16 protein-coding genes are annotated in these 19,646 nt (G+C 50.8%); 6 read left to right on the top strand and 10 right to left on the bottom strand.

Going from position 1 to position 19,646, the window contains the following annotated elements:
• Positions 1-5: 5 nt before the first annotated feature.
• The 6 genes from hypF (at position 6) to NFR90_RS01375 (ending at position 6,259) form a co-directional block, all read left to right on the top strand.
• Entirely contained in the window at positions 6-2,312 is a 2,307-nt protein-coding gene (gene hypF, locus NFR90_RS01400; RefSeq protein WP_251449962.1) for a carbamoyltransferase HypF, read from the top strand.
• Between the two features lie 2 nt (positions 2,313-2,314).
• A complete protein-coding gene (locus tag NFR90_RS01395; protein ID WP_160334406.1) occupies positions 2,315-2,536 on the top strand; it encodes a HypC/HybG/HupF family hydrogenase formation chaperone in 222 nt (73 codons plus the stop codon).
• Positions 2,537-2,548: 12 nt separating this feature from the next.
• Positions 2,549-3,658, top strand: a complete 1,110-nt coding sequence (gene hypD, locus NFR90_RS01390) for a hydrogenase formation protein HypD (RefSeq protein WP_160334407.1) — start codon at positions 2,549-2,551, stop codon at positions 3,656-3,658.
• 15 nt (positions 3,659-3,673) lie between these two features.
• The gene (gene hypE, locus NFR90_RS01385) at positions 3,674-4,723 is read left to right on the top strand and encodes a hydrogenase expression/formation protein HypE (RefSeq protein WP_251449960.1); all 1,050 of its coding nucleotides are present in this window, start codon (positions 3,674-3,676) and stop codon (positions 4,721-4,723) included.
• A gap of 78 nt (positions 4,724-4,801) precedes the next feature.
• The gene (locus NFR90_RS01380; protein WP_251449958.1) at positions 4,802-5,464 is read left to right on the top strand and encodes a response regulator; all 663 of its coding nucleotides are present in this window, start codon (positions 4,802-4,804) and stop codon (positions 5,462-5,464) included.
• 213 nt (positions 5,465-5,677) lie between these two features.
• Complete coding sequence (locus NFR90_RS01375; RefSeq protein ID WP_160334410.1) at positions 5,678-6,259, top strand: cyclase family protein; 582 nt, start codon at positions 5,678-5,680, stop codon at positions 6,257-6,259.
• A gap of 58 nt (positions 6,260-6,317) precedes the next feature.
• Here NFR90_RS01375 and NFR90_RS01370 read toward each other — a convergent pair whose 3' ends face one another.
• The 10 genes from NFR90_RS01370 to dnaE all read right to left on the bottom strand — a co-directional run bounded on the left by NFR90_RS01370 (position 6,318) and on the right by dnaE (position 19,581).
• Complete coding sequence (locus NFR90_RS01370) at positions 6,318-6,587, bottom strand: hypothetical protein (RefSeq protein WP_160334411.1); 270 nt, start codon at positions 6,585-6,587, stop codon at positions 6,318-6,320.
• Positions 6,568-7,098 carry a DUF805 domain-containing protein gene (locus tag NFR90_RS01365; protein ID WP_251449956.1) on the bottom strand — a complete coding sequence of 177 codons (531 nt, stop codon included), beginning with the start codon at positions 7,096-7,098 and terminating at the stop codon, positions 6,568-6,570. The genes NFR90_RS01370 and NFR90_RS01365 overlap by 20 nt, the downstream gene beginning before the upstream one ends.
• A gap of 525 nt (positions 7,099-7,623) precedes the next feature.
• Positions 7,624-8,559 carry a protein translocase subunit SecF gene (secF, locus tag NFR90_RS01360; RefSeq protein ID WP_160334413.1) on the bottom strand — a complete coding sequence of 312 codons (936 nt, stop codon included), beginning with the start codon at positions 8,557-8,559 and terminating at the stop codon, positions 7,624-7,626.
• Between the two features lie 2 nt (positions 8,560-8,561).
• Positions 8,562-10,460, bottom strand: coding sequence for a protein translocase subunit SecD (gene secD, locus NFR90_RS01355; protein ID WP_160334414.1), 1,899 nt, complete (start codon positions 10,458-10,460; stop codon positions 8,562-8,564).
• 97 nt (positions 10,461-10,557) lie between these two features.
• Positions 10,558-10,908: a preprotein translocase subunit YajC gene (yajC, locus tag NFR90_RS01350; RefSeq protein WP_251449954.1), complete on the bottom strand. Its 351-nt coding sequence runs from the start codon at positions 10,906-10,908 to the stop codon at positions 10,558-10,560.
• A gap of 99 nt (positions 10,909-11,007) precedes the next feature.
• Positions 11,008-12,141, bottom strand: a complete 1,134-nt coding sequence (gene tgt, locus NFR90_RS01345) for a tRNA guanosine(34) transglycosylase Tgt (RefSeq protein ID WP_160334416.1) — start codon at positions 12,139-12,141, stop codon at positions 11,008-11,010.
• Positions 12,138-13,202: a tRNA preQ1(34) S-adenosylmethionine ribosyltransferase-isomerase QueA gene (gene queA / locus NFR90_RS01340; RefSeq protein WP_160334417.1), complete on the bottom strand. Its 1,065-nt coding sequence runs from the start codon at positions 13,200-13,202 to the stop codon at positions 12,138-12,140. Before queA ends, tgt begins: the two co-directional genes overlap by 4 nt.
• A gap of 43 nt (positions 13,203-13,245) precedes the next feature.
• Positions 13,246-13,827, bottom strand: coding sequence for a transcription elongation factor GreB (gene greB, locus NFR90_RS01335; RefSeq protein ID WP_160334418.1), 582 nt, complete (start codon positions 13,825-13,827; stop codon positions 13,246-13,248).
• Between the two features lie 62 nt (positions 13,828-13,889).
• The gene (gene ftsH / locus NFR90_RS01330; protein WP_160334419.1) at positions 13,890-15,914 is read right to left on the bottom strand and encodes an ATP-dependent zinc metalloprotease FtsH; all 2,025 of its coding nucleotides are present in this window, start codon (positions 15,912-15,914) and stop codon (positions 13,890-13,892) included.
• A 217-nt stretch (positions 15,915-16,131) separates the two neighbouring features.
• Positions 16,132-19,581: a DNA polymerase III subunit alpha gene (gene dnaE, locus NFR90_RS01325; RefSeq protein ID WP_160334420.1), complete on the bottom strand. Its 3,450-nt coding sequence runs from the start codon at positions 19,579-19,581 to the stop codon at positions 16,132-16,134.
• Positions 19,582-19,646: the final 65 nt, after the last annotated feature.

Here is a 19,646-nt window from a genome sequence, read left to right as displayed (position 1 = left end):
TGTCCATGAGCAGGATAAGCGCGCGTCGTCTCAGGATCAACGGAACCGTCCAGGGAGTCGGGTTCAGGCCTTTTGTTTATGTTTTAGCAACTGACGAAAACCTGAACGGAACTGTCTTAAACGACGGTCAGGGCGTTGAAACTGTAGTGGAAGGCGAAGAGGCCTCCATCGCGCGCTTCATGAAGCGTCTTACGACAGAACTTCCGCCGCTTGCCAGTATCGAAACTATAGTTTCCGAAGAGATCGAACCGAGCGGCTTTACCGAATTTAAGATTCTCGAAAGCCACAGCAACGCGGTCAGCACCGTCATTCCCGCTGATGCGGCGGTTTGCAGAGCGTGCCTTTCCGAACTTACGGACAAGAACAATCGCCGCTATCGCTATCCTTTTATCAATTGCACGCACTGCGGGCCGCGCTACACCATCACAGCGCATCTTCCCTATGATCGGCCGCAGACGAGCATGAAAGATTTTCCGATGTGTTCGGACTGTCTTGAGGAATATACCGATCCTCTGGATCGAAGATTTCATGCCCAGCCGAACGCGTGTCCGGTCTGCGGACCTCACGTCACGTTGCTTGACAAAGCCGGGCTTCCGATCAATACCGATGATCCGCTCGCTGAAGTCATGAGACGGATTAAGGCCGGTGAAATTGCCGCAATCAAAGGTCTTGGCGGCTTTCATCTGGTTTGCGACGCAAAAAACGCTCAAGCGGTCTCTCGTCTTCGCGAACGCAAAAAGCGACCGAGCAAGCCCTTTGCCTTAATGGTTCAGAATACCGCGTCCGCGCGCAGAATCGCCGAGGTTTCCGAAGAAGCTCAGAAGCTTCTCGAGTCCTCTGTAGCGCCCATTGTGCTTCTGCCGAAGAAACCCGGCGCAGATGATCATTTAGTCGGTATCGCGCCGAATTTGACGCACATCGGCCTGATGCTTCCCTACACTCCGATTCACTGGCTGCTCTTTTTTGAAGCGGCCGATCGAAGCGAGGATCCGCTCTGGCATGAGAAACCCAACGATTTGACACTTGTTATGACGAGTGCGAACGCTGGCGGCGAACCGCTTGTAATCAGCAACGCCGAGGCGGTACGTCTGTTGGAAGGCATCTGTGACTGTTTCCTTGTACACAACCGCGACATCCTGATCCGCTGTGATGATTCGGTCGCGCAGGCCAAAGACAATGACGTTCAGTACATTCGCCGCGCCAGAGGTCTCGTTCCTCAGGCAATCGCACTCCCATTCTCAGGTCCGTCCGTCATTGCTGCAGGCGCGTGGTTAAAGAACACCGCGTGTCTGACAAAAGGCACTCATGCTTATTTGACGCAGCACATTGGTGACCTAGACAGAGTGAGCAACGACCGCACGCTTGAGAAAGCGATTCGGCATCTGTCGGAAGTTTTTGAGATCAGGCCCGACTATATTGCATGCGATCTTCATCCGGATTTTTATTCCACGGTGCTGGCAGAAAAGCTTGCCAATGAGTTTGATGTCGAACTCATTGCCGTACAGCACCATCATGCGCATATTGCCGCGGTGATGGCCGAACACGGGCTTAAAGAAGCGGTGCTGGGTCTCGCGCTTGACGGAGTCGGACTCGGCACTGACGGAAAATCCTGGGGCGGCGAGCTGCTGAAAGTTGATCCCCTGGGTTTTGAGCGCCTGAAGTCTCTATCGCCGATTCTTCTTCCCGGCGGCGACAAATGCGCGCGCGAGGGCTGGAGAATGGCCTACGCGCTGCTATGCCAAAACGGTTTGGCAGAAAATGCTAAACGACTCTTCCCGTTCAAAGGCGCTTCGATCATTGAGCGCATGCTTGCCTCGGACCTGCCGATTCCGGAGAGTTCCAGTTTAGGAAGGATTTTTGATACCGCTGCCGCTCTTACCGGTGTCAAGACCCATTCTTCCTATGAAGGAGAAGCACCGGTTCTTTTCCAAGCAGCCGGTTACGGGACAAAGGGACGCGTGCGCGAGGATCTGCTCGAATTCAGCGAGAGCGGCGTCAATTTTGTGCCGCTCCTATTAAATTTAACTCAATACAGTTCTGCGGCTGAAGCCTCGGCTGACTTCCATGAAACCGTCGCTTTCGCGCTCAGCCGACTAGCGCTGGCTGCCGCAGAAAAAAACAAGATTAGAAAAGTATGTTTATCAGGCGGATGCTGTCTGAATACCAGACTCAGCAGAAGCCTCAGAAATTATTTGGAAGAAGGCTCTCTCAGCGTTTATGAAGGGCTTCGCATTCCGCCCAATGACGGAGGCGTCTCTCTCGGTCAGGCTTATGCCGTGCTGATGAAGCTTCATTCGAATAGCGGAGTTTAGTTATGTGTTTAGCCATTCCTGTTCAGGTCAAAGAAATCATCGACGACGAGACCGCCGTTGTTGAAATCTCCGGTCTTAAAAAAACAATTTCCACCGCGCTGATTGACGATGTGAGAGTTGGCGACTACGTGATTCTTCATGTGGGATACGCGCTTCAGAAAATCGATCCGATTGAGGCGCAGAAAACGCTTGAACTTTTTGCGCAAGCCTCCCAACCTGCCTAAGGAACCGGATCGATGAAATACATTACCGAATACCGTGACACGGAACTTGCCAAAAAGATCATTAAGGACATTAAGGCGGAAGTACAAAGCGACAAAAGTTATCGCCTGATGGAATTCTGCGGCGGCCACACTCATGTCATCAGCCGCTATGGTTTGGAGGGCGTGCTTCCTGAGAACGTGCGAATGATTCACGGACCCGGTTGCCCCGTCTGCGTCATGCCAATCGGCCGAATTGATTCTGCTATTGAGCTTGCGCTGGAACACGGCGCGACGGTCTGCACCTATGCCGACTGTATGCGAGTACCGGCTTCCGGAGGTCTTTCCATGATGAAGGCCAAAGCTCAGGGCGGCGACATTCGCATGGTTTATTCCGCCTCTGACTGCCTGGAGATCGCAAGGGCCAATCCCGATAAAAACGTCGTTTTCTTTGCGATCGGCTTTGAAACCACAACGCCTGCGACAGCCGTTGTACTCAAGCAGGCAAAAGCCGAAGGCCTTAAGAACTTCTTTGTCTTCTGCAATCATGTTCTGACACCGGCTGCGATGAACCATATCCTGCAGAATGACGAAAAGGTTCATATTGACGGATTCGTCGGTCCTGCGCACGTTTCTACGATTATCGGCAGCGAACCCTATGAAACCTTTGCCCGGGACCATCATAAACCGGTGGTGATCGCAGGCTTTGAGCCCCTGGACATGCTGCAGTCGATTCTCATGCTGATCCGTCAGATTAACAAAGGTGAAGCCAAAGTCGAAAACGAATTTATTCGAGCCGTCAAACCTGAAGGCAACACCAAAGCGCTGAAGATGGTTCATGAAGTTTTTGCGCTCAGAGATTCTTTCGAATGGCGAGGATTAGGCAGCGTTCCGAATTCCGCACTGAAGCTTTCAGACGCCTATAGCGAGTTCGATGCGGAAAAGCGCTTCGGACTTAAATATCGTCGGGTTCCGGACAATAAAGCCTGCGAATGCGGCGCCATTTTACGCGGAGAGAAGCATCCCTCCGACTGCAGAGCGTTCGGCACCGTCTGCACACCGGAAAATCCGATCGGCTCCTGCATGGTTTCGAGTGAAGGGGCATGCGCCGCCTACTTCAACTATGGAAGACATAAACGCGCATAGACAGCGGAGAAGAGTATGACAAGCGAAAAGAAACACTATCAGCGTCCTGTGAATTTCAAGACCGGCAAAGTCGAAATGAATTTCGGTGCCGGCGGCAAAGCCAGCGCACAGCTGATTTCCGAACTGTTTGCGAAGTACTTCAGCAATGAATATCTTGATCAGGGTGACGACGGTGCCCGCCTTCCGTGCCCGGAGGGCGAACTTATCATGGCGACCGACTCTCACGTTGTGAGTCCCATCTTTTTTGCAGGCGGAGATATCGGCGCGCTGTCCGTGCACGGCACCGTCAATGACGTTGCGGTCTGCGGCGCTGTTCCGAAGTATCTGTCGGCCGGTTTTATTCTTGAGGAAGGCTTCCCCTTGTCGGATCTCAAGCGCATTGTTGAAAGCATGGCTGAAGCCGCTAGAGAAGCCGGCGTCTATATCGTGACCGGCGACACAAAGGTCGTGGAGCGAGGAAAAGCCGACGGCATCTATATCAACACCTGCGGTGTCGGGGTGCTTCCTAAAGGCGTTCGTCTTTCCGGCTCATTCTGTAAGCCCGGAGACGTGATCGCCATTTCCGGAGACATTGGCGATCATGGTGTCGCCGTTATGAGTCAGCGCGTCAATCTAGGCTTTGAGACCAATGTCGAGAGTGACTCAGCAAGTCTTAACCGTCTGACGGAAAAGCTCGTCAAAGGCGTTCCTTCTCTGCGCTGCATGCGAGATCCGACACGCGGCGGTCTGGGCACTACGCTCAATGAAATCGCTTCACAGTCCAATATCGGAATGGTACTGGAAGAAGACAGGATTCCGGTTAAGGAAAGCGTGGAAGCCGCCTGTGAATTTTTAGGGCTTGATCCGCTGTACGTCGCAAATGAAGGGAAATTGATCGCGATTTGCGCGGCTGAGGATGCAGAAAAGATGCTTGCCATCATGCGGGAGGATCCTTTAGGACAGAACGCTCAGCTGATCGGACGCTGTATTGAAGACGAAAATCACTTTGTGCAGATGGAAACCGGCTTTGGCGGTGTGCGTATGGTGGACTGGCTAACGGGTGAACAGCTGCCGAGAATCTGCTGATTGCCCATATTTACCTGAGTATATTGACGGAAGGCTCGGATCGATTTATCTTAGCATGGTTAATAAAGGAGAAATGTTTTGATACAGCCCCAGACAATCCTGTTAGTTGATGACCACTCACTCATCACAACCGCGCTCTCCGCACTTCTGAAAAGCATGTACCCGGGCGTTTCCATTCACGTCGGCGCCACTGCGAAGGAAGCATTGGAACTCGCCTCCAAGTATGGGGACTCCGCTGATCTCATGATTTTAGATTTAGGTCTGCCGGACTCTACCGGAACGGAACTTCTGGAAAGGCTGCTCCTTGAATACCCGGCACTGAAGATTTTGGTTCTTTCCGGCTTAGTTGACTCGGACAGTATTTTGAAAACACTGTCAGCGGGCGCAGCCGGTTTTATTCCGAAGTCTCTGGATGCGAATCTGCTCAAGGGTGCCGTGAACTTCGTTTTAGAAGGCGGTGTTTACATACCATCGAAGATACTGACACAGCAGCAGTCGATCGGTATGAGCCCGCAGCAACCGTCGGTCAATCCTTCCTCGACGGTACATCTGACCACTCGTCAGTGTCAGGTCTTAAAACTGCTGAGCCAGGGCGACTCGATTAAATCGATCTGCCGCAAACTTGATCTTTCCGAAGGCACCATTAAAACGCACGTCACTGCGATTTACCGTGCCTTTGACGCGAGAAACCGCACTGAAGCGCTGATTGCCGCAAGAAGGAACGGATTCAACGTGGAATAGAAGTCCTATAAGCAATATGCCGGCGCCATGCCGGCTTTTTTGTACCCTCTCTTCGATGCCTGAAAACTCAAGATAAGAAGCTCCGGGTTTTCAAAATTCATTACCGAAGGTGAGTCCTTACTTATTAAAACTTTTCAAGTTACAATTTTACGGACAGAGTCGACGGATTCAAGTTGTTTTGCGCATACAGATTTACGGGAATAAGCAAAAATAATGAAAGTTATCGACATTTCCATGACGGTTAACCGAAATACTCCGGTATTCGAAGGCGACACGCCGCTGTGTATCGATTATCTTTCGTTTGGCCAAATCAACACTTCCGAAATTAAGTTCACACCGCATGTGGGCACTCACGTCGATTTGCCGTATCACTTTGGCTACGAGCAGCCCGGCGCACAGAATTATTCCATCGAGACTTTTGTCGGTTTAGCGTATATTGCAGATGTCTCTCAGGCAGGAAAATTAATCAATATCCAAGATATGCCTGCTTCTGCTTTTAATTATCAGCGAATTCTACTGAAAACTAATCATCCTGAAGCCGGTATCTCAAAGGAACTTGCGAACAAACTGACCGGGCATGATGTCCGTTTGATCGGCATTTCCACCGCATCTATTGATCCGAAAGTTAGTATTCACTTTGAAGCTCACCATGCACTGCTTTCGCACGACATCTGCATTCTAGAAAACATCTGCCTGCAGGACGTCGAGGCCGGCCTTTACGAACTTCACGCAGTCCCGCTGAAATGGGAAGGCATCGAAGCATCACCGGTTCGTGCCTATCTTATTAAACGGTAAGCAAGTGTTTGCTCACTTATAAATAGAAATGCCCCGAAACTCGAGGCTCTTTTGCGAATTAAGCCTGAGGCTTCTCTTCTTCTACTTCAACAACCTCTTTGAAAAAACGGGGATGTTTTGCAGCCTTTTTCTTTGTGAGCTTGTCTTCCAGGAATTCTTTTTCCATTCTGATTTCATCAGCAACGATCTGGAGCTGACCGATCAAAGCGGATACATACTGCTCCTGCTCTTCGAGTCTTCTGATCTTTTTGCCAAGGCATTTGATCTTCTTGCCGCAGCCCTTCTTGTCATGCTTCTTGTCGTGTTTTCTATCCTTTTTGTCTTTCATCTTTATTTACTCCTTTATCTTGTGTTCCGATAATGCTTTTCAAATCTTTCTCGTATTGTTCCTCATCACGCTGTCTGCGCAATTGAGGAGTGAAACCGGGCTTAGTTAGGTATTCAACACCGTCAATGATGGGAGGCGGGGTTTTAACAGCCCTCTCTTCATGCGACAGTCTTTCCGTTGTCCCATACAGATTAGGCTGGAACGGATCAGGCGCCCAACTCATGACGAAGAAACAAAACGGGGGAAGTATAGCAAGAATAACCCACCATCCTGATAAGTTACAGTCATGGAGCCGTCTGATCATCACTAATATTGTAGGAATCGCCGTGAGCGCAGCGTATGCGGGCAGCAGGATTGGAAAGCTGGTGATCAGAAAATCCCCGAGCGCGCACAGGCTCATGAATATGGTTTGGAATATGAAAAAGCTCCATATTTCCTCACGACCGGCACGGCCGTGAAAGTTCACGATGCATTTCACCGCAAACAAATACCACCTAAATGCTCGTTTCATCCGCTCCACCTCAATTTTGTCCTATGTTAAATATTCTTGGGAGAGCGAGGCCGTTAATCCGCCGCTTTTGGGAAATAAGAAAACAAGCATGACGAAAACAAACTCTCAGTCTTTATGATTATCCCGGCGTTGAGAGCTTTTTAAATTATTGTCTTGTGTACATGCTGAAGCATGTTTTATACCAATTTCGGTATCAAGTCCTCATGTGTAAGCCTTACTTCTAAACATCGTCCTATTTCTTTGTTAGACCACGGAAGCCTGTAGTACGAGTACGAGCTTTTTGAGGAGTATGCCGGGCGGGTTTGGCCGCTTCCAACGTTCTGAAAGACCCGGTTCACGTTACTTCTGCGCCAACCGTTACCGGCCCTTTTCCAACAATCTTCAGAGAACGTCCGCAGCCAAGCCTATAGGCAGAAGATGATTCTAAATATCAAAAATAATCGCCTCTCTTGGAGGCGATTATTTACAGGTATTTCAGATGTTCAAGGGCCGACTTTCAGCCCTTTTCACAGAAACTGAAAAGAATTACGGAACCATGTCAGTAATTTCATCTTTGCGGACCTTCTTCATCAGATCTTCGCGCTTGACACCAAGATAAAGCGCAATCGCCGCAGAAACAAACACGGACGAATAAACGCCAAGAAGAATACCAATGGTCAGCGCAAGCGCAAAATAATGCAGCGCAGGACCGCCGAAGAAGAACATGGAAAGAGTCACCATCAGCGTGGACGAGTGCGTAATGACCGTACGGGAAATCGTCTGCGTAATCGCAGTATTGACGATTTCTACCGGAGTCCCCTTTCTGATCTTGCGGAAACATTCTCGACAGCGGTCGAAAATAATCACGGACTCGTTAACCGAGTATCCGAGTACCGCCAGAACCGCCGCCAATACCGGTAGCGAGAACTCCCACTGAAACAGTGAGAACACGCCAAGGACCAGAAAGACGTCGTGCATGTTGGCGATAATGGCCGCAACCGCGAACTTCCATTCAAAGCGGAAGGCCAAATAAACCATAATGCCGACAATCACTAACAGCAGGGCTGTCAGACCGTCCGTCGCCAGCTCTTCGCCAACCTGCGGTCCGACGAACTCAGTTCGGCGCAGCTGCGCATCAGGTTCGCTCTTGTGAATTACGTTCATAACCTCTTCGCTCATCTGAGCAGAGGTTTTCCCGTTCTTCAAAGGCAGACGAATCTGCGCGTCCCGAGCCGTTCCGAAGTTCACGACCTGTACTTCTCCTCCGGTAGCCTTTTCTAATTCCACACGCAGCTCCTGAACAGGCACTGCGTTCGGATAGTTGACCTCCATTACGAGACCGCCGGTGAACTCAATCGAGAAAGCTAAGCCGCGTACAACAAGCAAACCAATCGCGATAAAGAAGGAAATAAACGAGATCGCGTTCAGAATCTTGGAATACTTCATGAACGGGATCGTTTTGTGGATTCTAAATAGTTCCATAGTTATGCTCCTTTTGCCTTAGGTGCGTCGGCATCAGGCCGCCAAACTTGTCCGATTGAAAGAGATGTGAGCTTTCTGCGGCGTCCGTAGTACAGGTTCACAATAGCTCTGGAAACCATGACGGATGTAAAGATAGAGGTCATGATGCCCAAACAGTGAACCACAGCGAAGCCTCGTACCGGGCCGGAACCGAAAATCAGAAGCGCGATACCCGCGATTAAGCTGGTGATGTTGGAGTCCAAAATCGTGTTGAACGCCATTCCGTAGCCCTCGCTGATCGCCTGCTGAGGCGTTCGCCCTATTCGGAGCTCTTCACGAATACGTTCGTTAATCAGAACGTTCGCGTCCACCGCCATACCAAGCGTCAGCGCCATAGCGGCAATACCCGGAAGCGTCAGTGTCGCCTGCAGCATGGACAGAATCGCGACCAGAAGCAGAAGGTTGCAGGTCAGAGAGATCGCGGAGATCAAGCCGAAGAGTCGGTAGTAAATGACCATGAAGACAGACACGGCAATGAAGCCCCACAGAGTGGAACGGAAGCCCGCCTTAATGTTTTCCGCACCCAGGCTCGGGCCGACCAGACGTTCTTCAATAATTTCCATCGGAGCGGCAAGAGAACCGGCTCTTAAAAGCAGCGCGGTATCAGTTGCTTCAATCGTAGTCATACGACCGGAAATCTGAACGCGGCCGCCGCCGATTTCCTGACGAATTACTGGAGCTGTCACAACTTCGCCCTTACCTTTTTCAAAAAGGATAATCGCCATGCGCTTGCCAACGTTCTCACGTGTCACGTCTTTGAAAATGCGTGCGCCCTTGTTGTCCAGAGTCAGGTTAACCGTCGGTTCCTGAGTCTGGTTGTCAAAACCGGGCTGCGCGTCATTCAGGTTATCGCCGGTCAGAACGACCTGACGTTTAACTAAAATGTCGCGGCCTTCACGATCTTTATAACGCTCAGTTCCGAAAGGAACCGTACCCTGCGCAAGCTGAGCAAGCGCTTCGGGACTGTCGTCCACCATTCTGACTTCAAGCGTTGCTGTGCGGCCGAGAATGTCTTTAGCCTTAGCGGTATCCTGTACGCCCGGAAGCTGAACAACAATACGGTCGGCACCCTGCTGCGCGATCACGGGTTCAGCTACGCCAAGCTCATTGATTCGGTTGTGCAGTGTCGCGACGTTCTGCTTCAGCGCATACTCCTGTACATCCTGCATAGCTTTCTGGGACATCGCGCCGATGATCATGTATTTGCCCGCCTGTTCGGACTTGGCAAACGTCAAATCAGACTGGCGGTTTCTCAGAATATCAAGCGCATTGTCTTCGTCTTCGGCATTGCGGAAAGAAATCTCAAGCGTGTCACCGACTCGATTGATACCGGTATGACGAATCTTCTTATCACGAAGGACAGTCCTGACTTCGCCTGAGGCAGCTTCGATTCTCTTTGTGACAGCCGCCTTCATGTCCACAGCGAGCAAAAAGTGCACGCCGCCGCGAAGGTCAAGACCGAGGTACATCGGCAGAGCGTTAAGGCTCAGCAGCCACTGCGGCGTATTCGGTACAAGATTCAGCGCGACCACATAAGCGGGATCGGCCGGATCGGGATTCAGAAGCTTTTCAATGATGTCACGGGAGCGAAGCTGAAGATCGCCTTCGGTCGGAGCAAAGCGAACGCGGATGGAATTCTGCTGAGCGCCCTGCTCAAAGAAAACACCGTTCGGCTCAATTTTCGCCGCCTTCAGAGCATCTTCAACACTCTTCAGAGTGTTTTCAGTAACTTTTGTCGTTGCTTTTCCGGGACTAACCTGAACTGCGGGCGACTCACCATAGAAATTCGGCAGCGTATAGATCGCAGCGATCGCGAGCACAACCACAATCAGAATATATTTCCAGAGTGGGTATCGATTCATAACTATTTTTGGCGGTTCTCTCGCCTATCTCGTTAAAACTACAAAACGACCGTCCCCTTTCCAGAGACGGCCGTGACATATCCGTTAGGCGCGGAAATTAAAACTTAACCGTTCCTTTGGGAAGAACTGCCTGAATGGCCAGACGCTGGAACGTAATCGCAACCGGCTTGTCTTCAACCTGGGCAATCTGAAGATTGATGTAGTTCTCATCGGCAGCAAGAATCTTGCCGCAGATACCGCCCGCTGTAATGACTTCGTCTCCGACAGTCAAAGCGTCAATCATCTTCTTGTGCTCTTTCTGGCGTTTCTGCTGCGGTCTGATCAAAAGGAACCAGAACACGGCAAAGATCAGAATCATGATGCCGAAAGAGGACGCCATGCTTTCAAGGCCTCCGGGTGCCGCAGCCGCGCCGCCGGCAGCCTGAGCGTATGCTTCAGAAATAAACAATTTAATACTCCAATGTTAAATCACAAATATGCGGGATTTGTTTTATATAAATCTAACTAATTATAGAGGACTTAGTTAATTTGAATATGAAGAAAATTCCTAACCGACTCCTCTGGCTCGATCTCTGTAGAACTGCTCACGCCACTGTGTAAAGCGGCCTTCATCAAGCGCCTCACGAATCTCTTTCATCAGATTGAGATAGTAGTGCAGATTATGAATCGTATTGAGTCGGGCACCAAGAATTTCATTGACCTTCTGCAGATGATGCAGATAGGCTCGGGAGAAATTGCGGCAGCAGTAGCAGTCGCAGGTCTCGTCAAGCGGACGCAGATCATGCTTGTATTTGGCGTTGCGAAGCTTCACATCGCCGTAGCGTGTGAATAGCCAGCCGTTGCGGGCGTTGCGGGTCGGCATGACGCAGTCAAACATGTCGATACCGCGGCTGACGCCTTCCACTAAATCTTCCGGTGTGCCGACACCCATCAGATAACGAGGTCTGTCCTCCGGCATGATTCCGCTCATATGATCGAGAATCTTGATCATTTCTTCTTTCGGCTCGCCGACAGAAAGACCTCCGATCGCATAGCCGTCAAAACCGATGTCCTTCAGCCCGGCGAGAGACTCGTCACGAAGATTTTGGAACATCCCGCCCTGAACAATGCCAAAGAGCGCATTCGGGTTTTCAAGACGATCAAACGCTTCTCTGGAACGCTTTGCCCACCTCAGAGACAGCCGCATGGAATCTGCGGCCTGCTTTTCCGTCGCGGGTACGCCGTTGATCTCGTACGGCGTGCATTCGTCAAAAATCATAGCGATGTCCGAATTCAGCACCTTCTGAATTTCCATCGAAACTTCAGGTGTGAGGAACAATCTTTCGCCGTTGATCGGAGAGGCAAAACGTACGCCTTCTTCCGTAATCTTTCTCAGTTTCCCAAGAGAGAAGACCTGGAAGCCTCCGGAGTCGGTAAGAATGGGTTTGTCCCAGCCCATAAAACCGTGAAGACCGCCATGCTCGGCGATAACATCCAGTCCCGGACGAAGCCAAAGATGAAAGGTGTTGCCCAAAAGAATCTGGGTGCCGATTTCATTGAGCTCAAGAGGGCTCATCGCTTTAACAGTACCGTATGTTCCGACGGGCATGAACACAGGGGTCTGAACGACGCCGTGGTTCAAATGGATTTCCGCTCTGCGCGCAGACCCTTCTTTTTTATGAAGTTTAAAAGTCAGACTCATGAGTTAGCCTTTTTTTCGAGAAAACATGCATCCCCGTAGCTGAAGAATCTGTACTTTTCTTCAACGGCATGTTTGTAAGCGTTAAGAATTTCGTCTCTACCGCAAAGGGCACTGACGAGCATAACCAATGTTGATTTAGGAAGATGGAAGTTCGTGACCATGGCGTCACAAACTTTGAATTCATATCCGGGCGTAATAAAGAGTCGGGTTTCCGCTGCTCCCGGAACCACTTTGCCTTCCGGATTTGAAGAAGCGCTCGCTTCAACGGTACGAAGACTCGTTGTTCCGACACAAATGACTCTTCTGCCTTCTTCTTTTGCCTTGTTGATTTTGCGGGCGGTCTCCTCAGGTATCGTGTACCACTCGGAGTGCATCACGTGTTCGGACAGATTCTCTACGCGCACCGGCTGGAAAGTTCCGGCACCGACGTGAAGCGTGACAAAAACTTCTTCACAGCCTTTATCCCGAATCTGCTGCAGAAGCTCTTCCGTAAAGTGCAGTCCGGCCGTCGGCGCGGCTACCGCGCCGGGATGGCTTGCGTAAACCGTTTGATAACGCGTTTCATCGGACTTCTCAGCCGCATGCTGAATGTAGGGAGGAAGCGGAACTTTGCCGTATTCATCCAGAACTTCAAGGACCGGACGTTCATAGCGAAGCTTAAAGAACTCTCCTTCTCGGCCGAGAACTTCTGCAACCGCAGGCTCACCGCCTTCCGGATGGTCAAAGTAAAGAATAGTTCCGGGCTTTGCAGGCTTGCTCGAGCGCATCATGGAGATAGCTTCGTGCGTACCGATCACACGTTCGGTCATGGCTTCAAAAAAGCCGCCGGTTTGTTTGCGGCCGGTGAGCCGGGCTTTAATAACTTTGGTGTCGTTAAAAATAAGAACGTCTCCGGCACGAACCAAGTTCAGAAGATCTCTGAAAATAAGGTCTTCAAGGCTACCGTCGGGCCGCACGTGAAGCAGTCGCGAGGAAGCTCGATCTTTCAGCGGAAATTGCGCAATCAGGCTTTCCGGGAGTTCAAAATCAAAATCAGATAAATGCTGTTCTTTTTCGTTCATGGCTTTACCGGCCCTGAGAAAATCGGCCCATTGGGCCGTATGGTTAAAGACTATGCGGTTTGCCCGGAGGCTCATCGACATAAGTCACTTCAAGAATATCGAGCTTTTTAACACCTTTTGGCGTCGGAAGGAGAACCGTATCGCCTTCAAAGTGTTTCAAAAAGACACGAGCGATCGGAGAAATCCAGGATACGTCACCGACCGAACCGTCCGCTTCGTCAATTCCGACGATGCGGATTTTAGACTCCTCGCCCTGTTCATTGGCGAATAACACGGTCGCGCCGAAAAAAATCTGATCTGTCGGCGGCCGATTCGCGATGTCGATGACTTCGCTGTTTTCAATACGTTTATTAAGAAAACGAATTCTGCGGTCGATTTCGCGCAGACGCTTTTTGCCGTAAAGGTAATCTCCGTTTTCGCTTCTATCGCCGTTTGACGCAGCCCACGCAACGACCTGAACCGTTTCCGGACGTTCCACCAGAACAAGATTTTTACGTTCGGCTAAAAGCCTGTTGTAACAGGCGCGCGTCATGTAATTCTTGGTTCCTTTGATTTCAGGTATCTTGACTTCCTCTTCGTCGTAGTCTTCTTCGTCTTCGGCTTTAAATTCGAGATCTTCGCTCATTTGTCTTCCCCTATAAGTTCAAAAGACCGCAAAAAGCGGCCTTCCGAACCTATTTGGTTATTTTAAGGCTTTGGCGCCTGATCAGGGCCTTCCGGCTTATCTTCAGGCTTGGCGTCTTCAGCTTTGGGCGCCGCCTGCTCCGTCTGAGGCGTCTCGTCAGCTTCCGGCTTCGAATCCTGAGCCTCTGCGGCATTCTCCTCTGCGGCCGGTGCGCTCACCTGAGCTTCAGGAGCAGCGTCAGCGACCTTTTTCTTCTTGGAGAGCTGCTTCGGAGGACGCGGATCCTTGCCTTCCATAATGTCATCAATCTGATCGGAATCGATCGTTTCCCATTCAAGCAAGGCATGCGCCATCTTGTGCATTTCTTCCTGATGTTCTTCGATCAGTTTGCGCGCGATTGCGTACTGTTCGTCAATAATACGGCGAACTTCCGCATCCACATTGCGCATTGTCTCTTCAGAAATATGCTTTGTCTGCGTGACGGAGCGGCCGAGGAAGACTTCATTCTCGTTTTCGCCGTAGACCATGGGGCCGAGCTTATCGCTCATACCGTAGCGCATAACCATGTCGCGCGCCATCTGAGTTGCGCGTTCAAAGTCGTTGGAAGCGCCTGTGGTCATCTGATTCATAAACACTTCCTCAGCGATACGGCCGCCAAAGAGAATCGCAATGCGAGTCAGAAGATACTGTCTGTCATAAGAATAATGATCTTCTGCGGGCAGCTGCATCGTCAGACCAAGCGCACGGCCGCGAGGAATAATCGTAACCTTATGAACGGGGTCGCTCTTAGGCATCAGACGCGCAACCAATGCGTGGCCGGATTCGTGATAGGCCGTATTCTTGCGCTCGTTCTCATCCATGACCATGCCTTTTCTTTCGGCACCCATCATGATCTTGTCCTTAGCGCGTTCGAAGTCTTCCATCGCGACCACACGGCCGTTTCTGCGAGCGGCAAAAAGCGCCGCTTCGTTCACGAGATTGGCCAAATCGGCTCCGGAGAATCCGGGCGTACCTCTCGCAAGGATCGCTTCGTCCACATCGGCACCCACCGGGATCTTGCGCATGTGAACTTTGAGAATCTGTTCACGGCCGCGGATATCGGGCAGCGGAACCACAACCTGACGGTCAAAACGGCCGGGACGCAGCAGCGCCGGGTCAAGAACGTCCGGACGGTTGGTCGCAGCAATGACGATAACGCTGGAATTGGTATCGAAACCGTCCATCTCCACGAGCATCTGATTCAGAGTCTGCTCACGTTCGTCGTTGCCGCCGCCGAGACCGGCGCCGCGCTGACGACCCACAGCATCAATTTCATCAATGAAGATAATGCAGGGAGAATTCTTCTTCGCGTTCTCGAACATGTCGCGAACACGAGCCGCACCAACACCGACGAACATTTCTACGAAGTCGGAACCGGAAATGGTAAAGAACGGAACCTTCGCTTCGCCTGCAATCGCTTTGGCGAGCAGCGTCTTACCGGTACCCGGAGAGCCGACAAGCAGAACGCCGCGGGGAATGCGTCCGCCAAGGCGCTGATATTTGGTCGGGTCTTTCAGATAATCGACCATTTCGGAGACTTCTTCTTTAGCCTCGTCACAGCCGGCGACATCCGCAAATGTGATGTTGTTATTGGAGCTGTCAAGCATTCTGGCTTTGGATTTGCCAAAACTGAAGGCGCCGCCTTTGCCGCCGCCCTGCATCTGACGCATGAAGAAAATCCAAACACCGATGAGGAGAATCATCGGGAACCAGGAGATGAAGATAGAAGCAAGGAAGCTCTGCTCTTCGTCCGGCTGACCGTAAACCTGAACACCCGCCTTGCGGAGATCTTCAACCATCCAAAGATCGCCGGGCGCGGTAATCTTATAAGTCGCGCCTTCCGTCGGCGTGACAGTAAGGGTTCTGCCCTGAACATCAACGCGCTTGATTTTGCCTTCCTTAGCCTGGTCCATGAATTGGGTGTAGCTCGTGGAAGGTTCCGCAGTCGCGATCTTCTTAGCCCCGTCGAATTGTTTAAACACAGTAAACAAAACCAGAGCAATAACGATCCAGACAGCAACTTTGGCAAATAAATTATTTTTATTCAAAATATTATCCCTTTCGGCTTATCGCCGCTGCAAATGATCGGTTTCTAAAATATGACTGTTGTGACAGATCAAAGCACATAAGTGTCTCAACACAATACCAAAAACTTAAAAAGATTACAGTTCACACGGCCCTGTTTTTCCAATTGTTAACATTATGAAGATTCGAAGTGACTGAAACACGGTTTTTCACTCACTTCGGGATTCATCAGCATGCTAATCAATATTTGACGGATACCCCTTCAAGCGCGGAACATTCTTCTAACTTAGTGATGATGTCCCAACTCGGAGATATCTTCATCGGAAGCTTTGTGCAAAGCAGCTTGCCCGGGAACACGAATTCCATTTCGATCGGTACCGCGAACTCCTGATTCTTGATTGAATTATTCAGAATAATCTGCTGAATTCCTTCAAGCTCCGCGGGATCAGCATCTGGTCTGATGCGCATTTTGACTTTTGCGCCGTTTTCTTTTCTCAGCTCATAGAGCGGCGCAAATTCGCCGGCGGAAACCCAATCTTTATTCGTCTTCTTGCTATGGCCTCTCTTAATCGAAACCACCACAATTTCACCTTTGGGAATGGTCTTGATTTTCTCAAGATTTCGCTCGTAGTACTCCAGATTGATTCGGTAATCCTCAACCTTTTCTCCTGCTTCAAGGTGCAGCTGGACAAAATATTTGCCGTCCTTACTCTGACGCTTTTCACAGCCGGCGTAAATACCCGCGACCCGGAAGTCGCCAAATCCCTCCGGCGCCGCATCCAGGAGCGATGCGCCGTAATACCTGCTCAGCTCTTTCTTGTAGACATGACTCGGATGACTTGAGAAATACATTCCCATGACGGAAAACTCTTTCTCAAGCGTACTGCGTTCGCTCCAGGGCGTCACCTCAATCATTTCAACACACTGTTCCTCTTCTTCTCCGAACAGAGAGAACTGGTTGGAGGAACTTTCCGACTGCTGAGCTGCCTGAATAACTAAATCGACGTTATCAAACCATTTGCGGCGGTTTGGATCAATCGAATCAAAGACGCCCGCAAGAGAAAACGCCTGCAGGACTTTCTTGGTGATCGCAGAGGTGCCGACTCGTTTAGCGAGATCATACATATCTTTAAACGGACCATTTTCGCTGCGCTCTTTCACAATCGCGTCCGCAGGGCCCTGACCGATCCCCTTCAGAGCGCCGAAGCCTAAACGAATCACTTTGGTTTTCGGACTAGTGAAATTAAATTCGCTGCCGTTGATATCGGGACCTAAGATTTCCACACCATGCTTGGCGGCATCCGAAAGGATCGTACGCATCTTCGTCGCGTCCGTCATGACTTCGGTCAGGGACGAGGCAAGGAACTCCGCAGGATAGTAATTCTTGAGCCAAGCGGTTTTATAAGCGACATAAGAGTAAGCCGCGGCATGAGATTTATTAAATCCGTAGCCTGCAAACTTTCTCATCAATTCGAACAAATGCGTCGCAACTTCTTCGGTGACGCCGTTCTTTGCGGCGCCCTCAATAAAGACTTTGCTTTGGCGCTCCATTTCCGCGACGTCTTTCTTACCCATGGCTCGGCGCAGAATATCCGCGCCGCCAAGTGAGTATCCTCCGATTTTCTGCGCGACCAGCATGACCTGTTCCTGATAGACCATAATGCCGGAGGTTTCTTCCAAAATCGGAATTAAGCGGTCATCCGCGTATTCGGCTTTCTTTTTCCCGTCTCGAATATCAATAAAGTCATCAATCAGGTCCATCGGGCCCGGACGATACAGCGCGTTCAAAGCGATCAAGTCGGAAATCTTTGTCGGTACCGCGCGAATCAGCAGCTGACGCATACCGGTCGATTCAAACTGGAAGACCGCAACGGTATCGCCCTTCTGGAAAATATTCCGGTAGGTCGCTTCGTCGTCGCACTCCATATGTTCAATATCCGGACGGCTGCCGGTATTGGCTTCAATATAGTCAAGCGCGCGTTCAATGATCGTGAGTGTGGTAAGACCCAGGAAGTCGAACTTCACCAGGCCCACCGCTTCAACGTCTTTTTTATCGTACTGACTGATTACGTTCTCAGGGAGCATCCCGGCCGCATACAGCGGACAGAAATCAACGAGCTTTCCGGGCGCGATCAGCACGCCGCCCGCATGAATGCCCAGGCTCTTGGTTGTCCCCTCAAGTTTCAGTGCGTACGTGACCAGTTTTCTAACCTGAGGATCATTGCGCACCGCCGCTCTAAATTCCGGAATATCGGAGAGCGCCTCTGCCAATGTAATGTTCTTTCCGGGAATCGTCGGGATCATACGCGCCAGACGATCCGTCTCCATATAGGACATATCGAGCGTTCTGCCGACGTCCTTAATCGCACCCTTTGCCGCCATCGTGCCGAAGGTCGCGATCTGGCTGACCGATTCGTCGCCGTACTTGCTCTTTACATACTCAATGACACGGCCGCGGTTGTTCTGACAGAAGTCCACGTCAAAGTCAGGCATGGAAACGCGTTCCGGATTCAGAAATCGCTCAAACAGCAGGTCAAACTGAAGCGGATCCAAATCGGTAATGCCCAGGCAGTACGCAACCAGTGAACCGGCGCCCGAACCTCGCCCCGGACCCACCGGACAGCCGTGCGTCTTGGCCCAGTTAATAAAGTCCTGAACGATGAGGAAGTATCCCGGGAAATCCATCTCCTGAATAATTCCGATTTCGCGCTCCAGACGCTGTGAGTAGGTCGGGAACTTTTCTTTTCTGACCTTCTCATCCGGATAAAGCACTTTGAGACGGCGATCGAGACCCCGACGGGCAAGTTCAGCCATATATTCTTTGAGCGATTTCCCTTCAGGTGTCGGGAAAATCGGCAGCTGAGGCTTGCCAAGCTTCAGCGTCAGGTTGCACATCTTGGCGATTTCAACCGTGTTCTCGATCGCGGACGGAATATCCGAGAACAAAGCAATCATTTCCTCTTTGCTCTTGAAATACTGTTCCGGCGTAAAAATTCTCGGACGGGCTTGATTGGCTAGCGTATAGCCTTCAGCGATCGCACTTCTTGCCTCATGGAATTCAAAATCTTCCTTTTCTTCAAACTGAATCGGATGGGCAGCGACGACCGGAATGTTCAGCTCTTTGGCAAGTCTGACCGTACCGTCAACCACCGCTTCAAGCTCGGGGCGGCCGATTCTCTGAATTTCCAGATAGAACTGACCCGGAAAACGAGCAGCAAGCTGCGCGCACTCCTCTTTGGCCGCTTCAAAGCTTCCGTTGAGGATCGATTTACCGACTGAGCCGGTATTAAAACCGGAGAGAACAATCAGTCCCTTGGCCATGTCCTCAGTGATCCAATCAAGGTCGATCTCGCCTCTGTCCTTATGCTGATTCTTCAGCCATGCGCGGGAGAGCAGCTCACAAAGCGCATGGTAGCCGTCCTGGTTTTTACACAGGAAAAGCAGACGATGGGGATCGTCCCGATTGTAGTGATTGGTGATCCAGCAGTCGGCGCCGAGGATCGGTTTAATTCCCGCACCGGAAGCCGCCTTGTAGAAAATTACGTCTCCGAACATTGCCGAGAGGTCCGTAATCGCAAGCGCCTTCATACCGGAGGCGATCGCTTTATGCACAATCTTTTTCGGTTTGATCAGACCGTCTTTGATCGAAAATTCGGTGTGCATGCGAAGGTGGACAAAATCTTGACTCATATCGTTCGGTTCCGGAGAAAAGGAAGGCTGGAATTTGGAAAATTCTAAAGGATCAATCTTAACGA

Source organism: Parasutterella muris, assembly GCF_943193095.1.
Taxonomy (GTDB): Bacteria; Pseudomonadota; Gammaproteobacteria; order Burkholderiales; family Burkholderiaceae_F; genus Parasutterella; species Parasutterella muris.
This window is presented reverse-complemented; position numbering and strand designations above follow the sequence as displayed.

Excerpts from the sequence above, each read along its gene's own strand:
- hypF (WP_251449962.1), top strand. The coding sequence starts at position 6 with ATGAGCAGGATAAGCGCGCGTCGTCTCAGGATCAACGGAACCGTCCAG.
- NFR90_RS01395 (WP_160334406.1), top strand. The coding sequence starts at position 2,315 with ATGTGTTTAGCCATTCCTGTTCAGGTCAAAGAAATCATCGACGACGAG.
- hypD (WP_160334407.1), top strand. The coding sequence starts at position 2,549 with ATGAAATACATTACCGAATACCGTGACACGGAACTTGCCAAAAAGATC.
- hypE (WP_251449960.1), top strand. The coding sequence starts at position 3,674 with ATGACAAGCGAAAAGAAACACTATCAGCGTCCTGTGAATTTCAAGACC.
- NFR90_RS01375 (WP_160334410.1), top strand. The coding sequence starts at position 5,678 with ATGAAAGTTATCGACATTTCCATGACGGTTAACCGAAATACTCCGGTA.
- NFR90_RS01370 (WP_160334411.1), bottom strand. The coding sequence starts at position 6,587 with ATGAAAGACAAAAAGGATAGAAAACACGACAAGAAGCATGACAAGAAG.
- NFR90_RS01365 (WP_251449956.1), bottom strand. The coding sequence starts at position 7,098 with ATGAAACGAGCATTTAGGTGGTATTTGTTTGCGGTGAAATGCATCGTG.
- secF (WP_160334413.1), bottom strand. The coding sequence starts at position 8,559 with ATGGAACTATTTAGAATCCACAAAACGATCCCGTTCATGAAGTATTCC.
- secD (WP_160334414.1), bottom strand. The coding sequence starts at position 10,460 with ATGAATCGATACCCACTCTGGAAATATATTCTGATTGTGGTTGTGCTC.
- tgt (WP_160334416.1), bottom strand. The coding sequence starts at position 12,141 with ATGAGTCTGACTTTTAAACTTCATAAAAAAGAAGGGTCTGCGCGCAGA.
- queA (WP_160334417.1), bottom strand. The coding sequence starts at position 13,202 with ATGAACGAAAAAGAACAGCATTTATCTGATTTTGATTTTGAACTCCCG.
- greB (WP_160334418.1), bottom strand. The coding sequence starts at position 13,827 with ATGAGCGAAGATCTCGAATTTAAAGCCGAAGACGAAGAAGACTACGAC.
- dnaE (WP_160334420.1), bottom strand. The coding sequence starts at position 19,581 with ATGAGTCAAGATTTTGTCCACCTTCGCATGCACACCGAATTTTCGATC.